Here is a 12,369-nt window from a genome sequence, read left to right as displayed (position 1 = left end):
GATTTTTAATACTATATAGTATCAGAAATCACATTCTCGATAATACTCTTAAGATATTCTAACTTTTCAATAGACACAGTCCAATCGAGACCATGAAGAAATCTAGAAAAATTAGAAGAATTAATATCAGCTAAATCCAAGAAATAACGTATCTTCAAGAATTCCATACATTTTGCGAAATATGACCTATAGTCAGATTTCGACATGTATATGTACCTCCTACTAATAAAATACAATACTAATTTTTATTTGTAAATAAGAAATCAATTTTTTTCATATCATCAGAAGTTAAGAACACTGTCTGTTCTTTAAAACCTACCTGGAATTTCTTTCTTGACTCAAAAGTAAACTCTGTAATTTCTTTATCGTCAATGATATGAGCTAATACAGATTGGACATAATCATTATTCTGCAACATCGTAGCAACTTTCGGTAAATTTAAATTCCTGGAATGCATTATCTTTTTACGCCCAAATAAACGACTATCAATATCCTTGTAAAGATACTTGCATACGTAAAGAGAAACATTAAATCTATCATCAGCAAGCTTTAAATCAAAAGCAGATGTAAAACCATACTTCCAGAAACGAACATCATACATTTTCTTTTTTTCATTTTGAATTGGGAGTAACTCCCCCCCTACTACGAGATTTGACAATAAATGATAGTGAACAGCTCCCCTCTTCTGGAACTCTGGCACGCACAAATAAGAAAAATCTGGGAAAACTTGTCTAATAGAAGTTAACCAGGAATTGAAACACTTATTCGCAAAATCAATATCCTTTATGTTCTCAGCAAATGTAAGAGTTAAAAACGATTTCCAAATATCCTTATTTTCATATGCTAAATCAATAACTAATTTTCGACTTCTAAAAAGATTATCAAATCGGCACGATCCAAACTTATCGCACTCCTTTTTTGAGCAATGAGTAACACCTGGAAATTGTCCTGGTAATTCTCCTGGTAATTCTCCTGGTAATTCTCCTGGTAATTCTTCAAAGCCATCATCAATCTTCTGTATGACTGAATCATAATCACGTATAACTAACTTTCCATCAGAATAGAGTGTTAAACGTGAATCGTAATACTTAACAACTTGACTTCTTTCACATAGCATAGACCCCCCAAAAAATTATATTTGATACAATCGAGACTTTGAATAGTGAGGTATATATCAAGTAATAGGAACCTCACTATTTTTGTTACGGCAGAGATAGCCGACTCTTGCGCACTTACGTTTGCAGAATACACAAACAAAATCAGCAAAGCTAACGCTATAAATTTTTTCGAATTTATAGCTATTATGTTTGTGTATTTCTATAAAAAAACTGTAGGAGAAGCGGATTGAAGATCATCAAAAAGTAGAATTTGAAAGAAATCAACCGGATATTCACGATATGTTTTTACAGAATAATGATGACAAGAAAAATAACTAGAATGTTTATAATGTTCTAAAAGTAACCTTAAATCTTTATTACCAAACATACAATACATACATTCATTATCAGAACTGGTAACAACAACAATCGAATCACTTAATAAATTGAGATGCTGCAAATGCTTAACAAGATAACCAATATTAGAAAATTTCTCTAAAAAACCTTTATCTTCAAAAATCATAAATAACACCATCTTCTAAAAAAATAATATCCAAAAGAAACATATCTCTTAATTTTAGGAGCAAAAAACAGAAGTATCATTAACAAATGATATAAAATCGAAAATAAGGGCAAAAACAAGCGCATTAAGGGCTTAATCATTCTAAACATGAGTATGAGTACATCCTTTCTTTTTCGTCGCTCCTGTGCGACTGCGTGGGCGCACAGAGCGCTTTATAAATTCAACAACATTAATAAAACCAATCTTAAATTTATCAAACAACCATTTCTGGGAACTTAAATAACGTTTCTGGACATCATTTAATTCAAGATAAGTACCATTGATATAAGCTAATTTCTTAGGATCATAAGACTTATAGAAACTCGTATATCTAGGAATAAAAGTAAACTTTAAACCACCGAATAATAACGGATAAAATTCATATGTATCAGATAAAGTACTAGTACCATCAGCACATTCCTTAATTGTTATCTTTTTAGAAATTCTCCTGGCAACAGAAAATACACGAAAACAATTAGAAAGCAGATACATCTCATCTGTGAGATTTCTTAATTTTAGATCTATATCGAAAGTCTGAGAAAACAAATAAATCTTTAATTTATATTGACGTTGATATTTAAAAAAATCACGTACAGATGGCTTAAAATTCTTAAAATCTCTGTTGTCCCAAATCATACCTACTTCATCAATAAGTACAGTTGAGTTAGGCTCAAAAGTCATATTTCCGATATCATCAGTGTTAAAAAGATATGTGCTGGGGATTTCTACAGTTGAATAAACTTTTCTTTTTTTCTTCAATTCTTTAAGAGCAATCTTTGTAAGTGTAGTTGTTTTACCGCTCCCCTTTTTTCCGAAAATCATTATTAACTTATAAGGGTTAACATACTTATCTGTAAGCTTTAGAAACAAGAACATTGATAAAATCAAAATTACAATAAATTTAATCATCACATTAACTTCCTGGTAACAAAAGAAAATAAACAATCAACTAACACAAAGCAAAAGAAAATGACAACAAAATTAGACGTATAAATCATCTTAATAGCATTGATAACAAAATTAACAATTAAACTAATTTCCATAAAATAAAGGGAGCAATTAAGCTCCCACCTTTCTACTTAGTTACGTGAAAGCAAGCGACCAAATATACCGACAGCACCACCTACAACTAAGAAACCAACAGTAAGTAACAATAGCGGAGTACTCGTAATCGTACTTGCAATCGTTCCAACGTATGCAAAAATCGCATTAGCAATTAAAGCAATTGACTTTAACAATTCGACCATAGGGTTAACAGCTTCACCTCCCATAAATAACCTCCTAACTAATTTCTAGATAATAAACGACCGAAAATACCAACAGCACCACCAACTACCAAGAAACCTACTGTAAGTAGTAATAATGGTGTTGTAGTGATTGTTGTAGCAATAGTTCCTACATACTTAAAAATTTCAGCAGCAACTAACGCAATACTAGCAAGTAACGCTTCCATACTTTCCCCCTTTCTATGACTTATTAGAAGTGCTATTAACAACTAAATTAACAATTAATGCAATAACACTAAATAAGACGAATATACTCAATAACCAAGACGATATAACAATAGCTAACCAATCTGACATAAGCTTAAAAATGAAATTAACAACTTGTATCATCGTTTCCCACCTACCCAGAAAAGCGTAGATTGAAGAATATTAAGAGCTACAAGAACAATCACAGTAAGAACAACTACAGATAAAAATTGACTCAAAAACGGATAATCATTTTTTCCCAGGAACACCATAATCTGGTCTATCATCGAATGAACCCCCTTAGTAACTTAAACAAGCAATAAACAGAAACAATAAACGAAACAAATAAGTAAACGTAATCAATATTCCGATAAATATTAGACATCGCATTAAATCTAATATTAGCAGCATTAGTAATATACCGAGTTTGTGAATTATATCCCGATTGATAATAATAAGATGGATATGTATATGGTGATAATGTAATCATAAAATGATTACTATTTTTATCACGATATAGATATATGGTGCTAGATGAAGTGTTAGTTAAATCTATAGAATCAATATACTTAACAGAACTACAATCGACAAAATAAGTTCCACCTTGGTCTCCATCAAAAGTAACTGTGCAACCTGTATCACTCATCTTTATCACCTCTGAATGTATGCCCCTGGGAACGACTAGGAACAGCCATCAACGAACGAATGAGAACTCCGAAAATCAAAACACTAAGAGCAATCCAACCTAAAGTAACACCATTAAAAATTTGTGCCTTATCAAAAATGAAATCTACAAATTTAAAATAAATCTGGAACAAAAGTTCTAAAGCTTCAGCCATATCAATTTCTCCCAAGAATAAATAAAATAACATAAATACTAATAGCAGCTAACACAAATGGAATTAAAATCATAGGCATTAAAGCAACGCTATTAGTCAAAAACAAAACGAATGACGGCAACTTAGAAATTAAATTAACTAATGAAGAAATAGCATTGAAAATAAATGTAAGAAGAGAACCAAGCGTATCAACAAACGTTTTAAGAAAATCTAACATATATCACCTATTTCTAAGTTTACCGATTAAAACCAATGCAATACCTAACGTAAGACAGAACATCAAAACATGCTCGAATGGTGTATTAACAACTAACTTCGTATACGTATCAGATACAAACTTCATCGAATTTATAAACTTTGAATTTGTGAATAACTTAGGTTTAGTATCAATCTTCCCAAGATTGTTATTCAAATCGTTACTAAACTGTTGCTCAGTATCATGAAGCTGATTAGACGTATTATCAAATTGAGAACGAGTGTTATCAACTAACCCTAACGATTCTTTTAACTTTGGATCATTAGCATAACCACCCATTAGAGCTATTAACTCATCAAACTTCTTAACAGTTGTAGCCTTAAAATCATTAATCGCACTAACTGAAGATGTAGGAAGTCCAAAACGAGAACGCTCCAGATCTGTTAACTGCTTTTCCTGTTTTAAAAGTACAGGAACAACAATCAAATCTTTTATATCTGCAAAATCCGGGAAATCAATTGAGAAAATACGTTCACCTGGTTTAAACCTGTATGCGTAGTGAAACATAGGAGTACTAGAAGCAGACATAACATACTGTGAAAAAAGTAATTCAACATTACTCATAACACCTTTAGTTTCACGCCCTATATAGACGTTAGACCAAACTTGTCTACTAGATAAAAATTCAAGATAAACATAGTTATCATAATCATTAAAAGACAAAAAAGCTTTAGGATCATATGTTCCAGTGTATCGCCAGTTACCACTAATAGATGGCAATTGTGCAACAAATTTATCTGTAGACTGTGCTACCTGTGTACCTGTCTGAATAAAACGACAAGAGAAATTTGAAGTTACACTTGACTTAGAATCACAATAAAGCGAATAAGTACCCCCTTGTATCGTCTGACCAGAAACACCAACACCAGTAGCATGATTAGTTAAACCTTTAGAATCAAAATACGCATATGCGTCAATAGAATCAAACGGAATAACATAACCATCGTTATCTGCAAAAACAGGTAGAGAAACTACCTGTATACCTATTAAAACTGCAAGTGTAATAATAAATATCTTTTTCATTTCTCTACCCTTTCAAAATTACTTCTTATCTAAATCAAAATAATCACCGATAAACTCTTTAGCATAACTATCAAGCTTAAATAAACTTAAACGCTTGATTTCACCGTTATACTTAGGAACTAGAAGATAATAATTCTTATAATGCTTATCACCTTTATCAACTATCTCTCTCTCAATCTCTACTACTACCTTATTTTCCATATCTTCCACCTTTCTAATTTTAAGTTGACTAAACTAAAATTTAAGAACATACATTATACGAAGTTATTTATATTAAAGAAAAGACACTCTTTTGAGTGTCTGGTTGATTACTTAACCAATTCCTTTAGGTTCTTAGCTGCCTTAAATCCTGGAACCTTTGATTCAGGGATTGTGATTGTTTCTTTTGTTTGTGGGTTGATACCTGTACGTGCTGCACGTGTCTTCACTTCAAACTTACCAAAGCCAGAAATATCTACACGACCACCATCTTTTAAAGTACCCGAAACAGTATCAAATACTAAATCAATGATCTCTGCCGCTTCTTTCTTAGTTAAGTTGTGCTTCTCAGCTACTAACTCAGCAATGCTCTTTTTATTTAATGTTTCTGCCATTTTTATTTCCTCCTAATATGTTTGTATTTTACTATAGTTTTTATAGCACATTCAATATTGACATTTTTTGTTTATATGTGCTAGTTACTAGCTTTATATAAATCTTGTAGTAAATTTTGTAAATCATTTTCAGTAAGATCTTTTACACCTGAAGCATTTTTATGACCACCACCATGATACTTATTCGCAATTGTATTGATAATTACTGTTTTAGAACGCAATGAGCCATCATATAGCTTTTGTCTATTGACTGTTTTTTCTGTAAACATAATCCAAATTGAAAATTCTTTCACATGACCAATTTCATCAATACGATTGCGTGCAGATGATGCACTAATATCGTATTGATGCCGAATAGATTCAGGAATAATAACGTATGCCAAATGCTCACCAAGCAACTGTGTATTTGAACGGATCCAATTGCTGAAATGAAATGTCTTGTAACTAACATCAAATAATTCTCTGTTGATCTCTGGAATCGCTAAATTATATGATGCTAATTTTGCTGCCATTTCTAATGTATGTTGTGTTGTATTGCTTGTTCTAAAACATAAAGTATCTGTTAAAAGACCTTTATATAGATATGTCGCAATCTCATGATTCATAATCTGTTTTTTACAACTTGCAAAGAAGCTTGTGAGAATTTCACAAGTTGCAGCTGCTTCTTCACAGACATAATTTTTATTTCCGAATGGATCATTGTTTGGATGATGATCGATTTTAATTACTTGTTTTGCAAGTGCATAACGTTGATCATCAATACGCTCTTTGTTTGCTGTATCTAATACAAGTGCAATACTATTACGTATTACATCCTCATCAACAATATCAGATGGTGGATAAACAGTTTGATCTGTTGTCTCTTCGCCTAGTCTATACACCCTTTTTTCTGGATAGTTTAGCTTAATCCAGCAATACAATCCATTTTGAGAACTCAGAGCATCGCAATCAGGATGCACATGTCTAAATAATGTAATAATATCCGCATCCTCAATTGCTCTTAACAACGCCTTAAAATTGAGGTTCATTATAGTCCTAACAATCTAACAGTATCGCGCGCAATCACAACTTCTTCATTTGTAGGAACAATCCAAACCTGAACCTTTGAATCTGGTTTGGAAATGAGGCATTCTTTGCCGTGAATTGTAGCGTTTAATTCATAGTCAATGCTTAAGCCTAAAGCTTCTTCCATCGCCTTTAAAATACGCGTTCTGCATGCATCATCATTTTCGCCAAGTCCTGCTGTAAATACAATCGCATCGACGTGTCCTAATTGGAAGTAATAACCACCAACAACGTTAATAACACGGTTTGTATAGAGTTTACCAGTTAAGATGCCACGTGGATTACCTGCATCAATAGCTGCTTGAACATCGCGCGCATCAGAACTAATACCTGAAATACCTAACATACCAGACTTCTTATTTAAATATGTATCCATGTCATCTGGTGTGCATCCTAATTTCTTCATCATGTAGAATACAACAGTTGGGTCAATATCACCACAACGAGTACCCATCATGATTCCACCTAATGGTGTTAATCCCATAGATGTGTTTAATACTTTACCATTCTTGATAGCAGTGATAGAAGCACCGTTACCTAAGTGGCATGTAATCATATTTAATGTATTAACGTCCTTGCCCATTAATTCTGCAGTACGACGGTTAACATATTGATGACTTGTACCATGTGCGCCATAGCGACGAATCTTATAATCTGTATACCATTCATATGGTACTGGGAACATATACGATTCTTCCGGCATTGTTTGATGGAATGCTGTATCAAAGACAAATACATGACCAATATTTGGTAAAGATTCTTTGAATGCTCTATAACATACCAAGTGTGCCGGGTTGTGTAATGGAGCCAATTCACCATATTCTTCAACAATCTTTTCAACTTTATCATCTACAACTACAGACTGATCAAATGAGGAACCACCTTGCACAATACGATGTCCTGCACCCTTAATTTCGTCTAAGTTTTCTACAATTCCAAGTTCTGTTAACTTGTTTAACAGAATATCAACAGCTACCTTGTGGTTTGGAATTAGAAGCTCAACAGTTTCCTTTTTTCCATTGTACTTAATAGTGAACGCACCCATTTGTTGCCCAATACGTTCTGCCTGTCCACTTGTTAATACTGCTTCACTAGGCATATCAAATAATTGAAACTTTAGTGATGACGATCCTGAATTTACTGAAATGACTTTACTCATGTCTTCCTCCTTAATCAATTTCTGTATCTAAGCATTGGTCGATTAATTTGACGACCTTTGCTGAACCAACTTTACGTATCTTATCATATAGCTTGCATCGCTTTGTATAAGATGCATGCATGCATAATTTCTCTTCATAGGAATCTAATTCGATTCTACAGCGCTTGATTGTATCATGAATCGCTGCACGTGATGTATTCACTAGTTCGCTGATTTCCTGTAACGATAAATCATCACGGAAGTAGAAATTACAAATCTCTTGTTGTTTTTGTGTTAATAGCTTTTCATAGAAGTCTAATAAACTGTTGTAATATAACTTACTTTGCATTTTCTAACCCTTCTGAAATGCTGTATAAATATGCATCTAAGTCAAATGGACGCAGGTCCTTTGGTTGTTCACCAAGACCTAGGTAATATACAGGGATATGTAGCTTGTGCTTGATTGCAATTACAATACCCCCCTTTGCTGTGCCATCCATCTTTGTTAAAATAATGCCACTTAGATTTGTTGCTTCCGCGAAAATCTGTGCTTGTGATAAACCATTTTGTCCAGTTGTAGCATCTAATACGAGCCATGTATTATGTGGTGCCCCAGGAATCTCCTTAGCAGCCACACGATTCATCTTAGATAACTCATTCATTAGATTTGCTTTGTTCTGTAAGCGACCTGCTGTATCACACAATAAGATATCTATATTATTTTCGATAGCATATCTGCATCCATCGACGATGGCTGCACTAGGGTCACCGTTTTCTATTCCCTTAATGCATGGAACTCCTAAGCGTTCTCCCCATTTTGCAAGCTGATCAATCGCACCGGCACGGAATGTGTCCGCTGCTGTAAAGGCAACTGACTTTCCTTGATCTAGAAACATGCGTGCAAGTTTAGCAGATGTTGTAGTCTTACCCGATCCATTGACACCCTCTAATAAAAATACTGTTGTGCCATTGTCATTAAATGAAATTGGTTTATCCGGTGTTGCTTCATAAATTTCTTTCATTGTTTCAAGCAAGAAATTCATTGCCCACTTAAAAGTAATAGAAGGATATTCAGAACATTTTAGCTTCATCTGTTCACAGATATAGTCAGCTGTTTCAATACCGACATCACTTTCCAAAAGGATAATGGTTAATTGTTCCAAGAAGTCATCATCTACTCCTTTATATTTATATTGTATTTGGTTTAATTGATCGCCAAATGTCTGCTTTGACTTTTTAAATCCCGATAAGTATGTTGCTTTATCATCTTTTTTAGAGAAGGCTTCTTTTAACTTATCTAAAAAACTCATGCTTGTACCTCCTCGCTTGTTGCATCTGCCATATTGAGCGCATCATGTAAGGTAACCTTTAACATTTGTGATACACCTTGGTTCTGCATGGTAACACCATATAGTACATCTGTGTTTTCCATTGTACCTGGACGGTGCGTAACAACGATAAATTGTGTTTGGTGTGTATAGTGATGTAGGTATTGTGCAAAGCGTTCTACATTTCCTGGGTCTAACGCTGCTTCTACCTCATCGAGAATTACCATAGGCACAGGTTTAACCTTTAATATCGCAAAGAGTACGCAAAGCGCAATCAAACTCTTTTCACCACCCGAGAATAACATGTTATTTTGAACTGCTTTTCCTGGAGGTTGCGCATCGATATCGATACCTGTATTTAAGATGTCAGAAGGATCTTGTAATGTAAGAACCGCCTTACCGCCACCATAAAGAGCACGGAAAATATCATTAAACTCAGCGTTAACTTTATCAAACGTTTCCTTAAACTGGCGCTTCATAACAGTATCCATCTCATCAATTGCGGCTAAGATCTTATCAACACTTTCTGTTAATTCCGTAATCTGATTCTTTAGTGTCTCGTAGCGTTCGTTCACTTCATTATATTCTTCGGGTGCATTCATATTGATATTACCAAGACGTTCGATATCTGCACGTAGCTGTGCTACTTCTTCCTTAGCATTTTCAATCTGTTCATCAGTTACCTTTGTCTTAGCAAATTCATATGTTAACTGGTATTCACTTGCAAGTCTTTGCAAGCAAGCTTCCATACGTGTTTCAAGTTTACCTTGATCAATCTTAATCGCATTAGCACTGGCTTCTGCAGTACTTAATTCCTTACGCATTTGACGTGTCTGCTGTTCTTTACGTTCAGCTTCTTGATTGATTTGATATCTTTGTTCGCGCTTGGCCTTCATGTCATTCGTGATTGTATCACGCTCTAAATATGCTTGATTTAAGCGTACTATGAGTTCTTCTGTATGTGATTCATCAGAGTCTTTACTTAAACCCCTTGGATCCAATAATGCTAAATCATTCTTTAACTTTTCGTATTTCGCTTTCTTAGCATCTACGACAGGTTCAAGTGCCGCAACCGCATAACGTTTTTCGCTCATGGCTTGTGCAGCTTTATCACGTGCTTCATTTGCTTGGCTTAATGCCTTCGTCGCAAGCACAACCCGAGCTGATTCCGCATCAATCAATCTGATGATTTCTTCAGCTTCTTTACGCATTGTCATGATGTTAGTATCATGGCGAGTCTTGCCACCAGTCATAGATCCACCACGGTGAATCACTTCTCCACCAAGTGTAACAATCTTATATAAACGCTTTGTTAAAGTTGATAATTCATTGCCAGCTTCCATATCCTCTACGACAAGCACATTATTTAAAAGACTAGTAATAACTGGCTCAAACTGGTCATTATTTTTCACAAAATCTGATGCAACACCTAAAAAACCTTTTGTATTCTGACAGATAATTTGATTATCTTGAGATACATAGCGTGGTGTACAAACTGTTAATGGTAAGAATGTAGCACGACCTGATTGGTTACGATTTAAGAAACGAATTGCATCACGAGCATCTTGCTCATCTACTGTAACGATATGATTCATCGCTGCACCTAATGCAGTTGATACAGCTTCTTCATAACCACTTTCAACCTGCAATACTTGTCCAATCACACCAAGAATACCTGACAATGCATTCTGATTTTCCATAATGGAACGAATACCTTGTTGGTTATTAAATGGGTTACGCATTAACTGATCGATAACATTCTTTCTATTTTCAAGAGAACGCAAACGATTGGAGGCTTGGTCGTATTCACTACGCTTATCAACAATATTGGCAGCGGCTGCACTTAACTGTTGGGAATATAAGCGAATTTCAGTATTTAAATCATCTAAACGTTTTTGACGATCTTCAAACTCAACACGAGCCTCTTCAATTAATCCTGCAAGCTGCTTTGCCTTTTGTTCATTTGTACCTGTTTCTACAATATACTTACGTTTTTCATCGAGCTCTGTACGACGTGCTTCTAAACCCGCAATTTCATTGAACTTCTTCATAAGTTCATCTTGCAAGTCATTAATTTCACGGTCTAATGTAGAAATCTGTCTTCTGCTTTCTGAGAGTTTTGTTTCATTAATTTGAATATCTGTAGAAAACATGGTTGTCTTTGTTTCAATGTCAAACAGTGCTTTCTTTGCTGACTCGATATCCACATGGATACTTTCGATATCTTGTACTAATACTGAGATTTCAATTTCTTCTAAGCGTTGCTTCTTCTCACGATAAATTTCTGCTTTTCTAGCCTGTCTCTTTAAAGGAGATACCTGCTTTTCAAGCTCAATTAAAATATCGTTTGAACGATCAAGATTGGCTTTTGTTCTTTCTAGCTTAGATAAAGATTCTAGCTTTCTCTTCTTATATTTCGCTACGCCTGCAGCCTCTTCAAAGATACCACGACGTTCAAGAGGTTTTGCTTCCGCAAAGGATAAGACATTACCCTGAGAAATAATACTTAAACTATCCTTACCAAGACCGGTGTCTAAGAATAGATCAACGACATCTTTTAGGCGTACATTCTTACGATTAATTAAATACTCTGCTTCGCCAGAATCACGAAAAAGACGACGTGTCACTTCTATCTCGTCTTTATCATCATTTAAAATGTGATTTGTATTGTCAAATACTAGCGTAACTTCCGCCATATTTACCCTGCGACGGTCAGCACTGCCCGCAAAAATGACATCATTCATCTTATCGCCACGCATGCTTTTAGCACTTTGTTCCCCAAGTACCCAACGAACTGAGTCTGCGATATTTGATTTTCCACAACCATTAGGACCTACAATACCAGTAATCGGATGATCAAACTGGATTATTGTACGATCCGCAAAGGACTTAAATCCCTGCATTTCGATTCGCTTTAGAAACATAAAATCTCCTTAAATCTCTTAGACATTATAACAAAATCGCCCTCTTCTAACCACTAAAACGGGAAATTTAAC

The 12,369-nt window shown here is 34.5% G+C and carries 16 protein-coding genes; all 16 read right to left on the bottom strand.

Annotated features, from left to right (window positions below; genetic code table 11):
• Nucleotides 1–11: 11 nt before the first annotated feature.
• Nucleotides 12–206: a hypothetical protein gene (locus tag RGT18_RS07085; protein ID WP_338175738.1), complete on the bottom strand. Its 195-nt coding sequence runs from the start codon at nt 204–206 to the stop codon at nt 12–14.
• A 32-nt stretch (nt 207–238) separates the two neighbouring features.
• Nucleotides 239–1,117: a rolling circle replication-associated protein gene (locus RGT18_RS07080; protein ID WP_338175735.1), complete on the bottom strand. Its 879-nt coding sequence runs from the start codon at nt 1,115–1,117 to the stop codon at nt 239–241.
• 200 nt (nt 1,118–1,317) lie between these two features.
• A complete protein-coding gene (locus RGT18_RS07075; protein ID WP_156022875.1) occupies nt 1,318–1,620 on the bottom strand; it encodes a hypothetical protein in 303 nt (100 codons plus the stop codon).
• Nucleotides 1,621–1,761: 141 nt separating this feature from the next.
• On the bottom strand, nt 1,762–2,568 hold the full coding sequence (locus RGT18_RS07070; RefSeq protein WP_338175733.1) for an AAA family ATPase: 807 nt from the start codon (nt 2,566–2,568) through the stop codon (nt 1,762–1,764).
• A gap of 170 nt (nt 2,569–2,738) precedes the next feature.
• The gene (locus RGT18_RS07065) at nt 2,739–2,930 is read right to left on the bottom strand and encodes a hypothetical protein (RefSeq protein ID WP_028078937.1); all 192 of its coding nucleotides are present in this window, start codon (nt 2,928–2,930) and stop codon (nt 2,739–2,741) included.
• A gap of 14 nt (nt 2,931–2,944) precedes the next feature.
• Nucleotides 2,945–3,112 carry a hypothetical protein gene (locus tag RGT18_RS07060; protein ID WP_156022878.1) on the bottom strand — a complete coding sequence of 56 codons (168 nt, stop codon included), beginning with the start codon at nt 3,110–3,112 and terminating at the stop codon, nt 2,945–2,947.
• Between the two features lie 159 nt (nt 3,113–3,271).
• Complete coding sequence (locus tag RGT18_RS07055) at nt 3,272–3,418, bottom strand: hypothetical protein (protein WP_338175730.1); 147 nt, start codon at nt 3,416–3,418, stop codon at nt 3,272–3,274.
• A 351-nt stretch (nt 3,419–3,769) separates the two neighbouring features.
• Nucleotides 3,770–3,970 carry a hypothetical protein gene (locus RGT18_RS07050; RefSeq protein ID WP_338175728.1) on the bottom strand — a complete coding sequence of 67 codons (201 nt, stop codon included), beginning with the start codon at nt 3,968–3,970 and terminating at the stop codon, nt 3,770–3,772.
• A 220-nt stretch (nt 3,971–4,190) separates the two neighbouring features.
• Complete coding sequence (locus RGT18_RS07045; RefSeq protein WP_338175726.1) at nt 4,191–5,249, bottom strand: hypothetical protein; 1,059 nt, start codon at nt 5,247–5,249, stop codon at nt 4,191–4,193.
• 18 nt (nt 5,250–5,267) lie between these two features.
• On the bottom strand, nt 5,268–5,450 hold the full coding sequence (locus RGT18_RS07040) for a hypothetical protein (protein WP_028077289.1): 183 nt from the start codon (nt 5,448–5,450) through the stop codon (nt 5,268–5,270).
• Between the two features lie 107 nt (nt 5,451–5,557).
• Nucleotides 5,558–5,842, bottom strand: coding sequence for an HU family DNA-binding protein (locus RGT18_RS07035; RefSeq protein ID WP_006526484.1), 285 nt, complete (start codon nt 5,840–5,842; stop codon nt 5,558–5,560).
• 80 nt (nt 5,843–5,922) lie between these two features.
• The gene (locus RGT18_RS07030; RefSeq protein ID WP_028077290.1) at nt 5,923–6,870 is read right to left on the bottom strand and encodes a DHH family phosphoesterase; all 948 of its coding nucleotides are present in this window, start codon (nt 6,868–6,870) and stop codon (nt 5,923–5,925) included.
• Nucleotides 6,870–8,066 carry an acetate kinase gene (locus RGT18_RS07025; RefSeq protein ID WP_028077291.1) on the bottom strand — a complete coding sequence of 399 codons (1,197 nt, stop codon included), beginning with the start codon at nt 8,064–8,066 and terminating at the stop codon, nt 6,870–6,872. Before RGT18_RS07025 ends, RGT18_RS07030 begins: the two co-directional genes overlap by 1 nt.
• 10 nt (nt 8,067–8,076) lie before the next feature.
• The gene (ylxM, locus tag RGT18_RS07020; RefSeq protein WP_006526481.1) at nt 8,077–8,394 is read right to left on the bottom strand and encodes a YlxM family DNA-binding protein; all 318 of its coding nucleotides are present in this window, start codon (nt 8,392–8,394) and stop codon (nt 8,077–8,079) included.
• On the bottom strand, nt 8,384–9,355 hold the full coding sequence (ftsY, locus tag RGT18_RS07015) for a signal recognition particle-docking protein FtsY (protein ID WP_028077292.1): 972 nt from the start codon (nt 9,353–9,355) through the stop codon (nt 8,384–8,386). Before ftsY ends, ylxM begins: the two co-directional genes overlap by 11 nt.
• Nucleotides 9,352–12,297, bottom strand: coding sequence for an AAA family ATPase (locus RGT18_RS07010; RefSeq protein ID WP_028077293.1), 2,946 nt, complete (start codon nt 12,295–12,297; stop codon nt 9,352–9,354). Before RGT18_RS07010 ends, ftsY begins: the two co-directional genes overlap by 4 nt.
• Nucleotides 12,298–12,369: the final 72 nt, after the last annotated feature.

The sequence above is a fragment of the Solobacterium moorei genome, from assembly GCF_036323475.1.
GTDB classification, from domain to species: domain Bacteria; phylum Bacillota_I; class Bacilli_A; order Erysipelotrichales; family Erysipelotrichaceae; genus Bulleidia; species Bulleidia moorei.
Note: the sequence above shows the minus strand (reverse complement) of the source record. Positions and strands in the feature narration are given on the sequence as shown.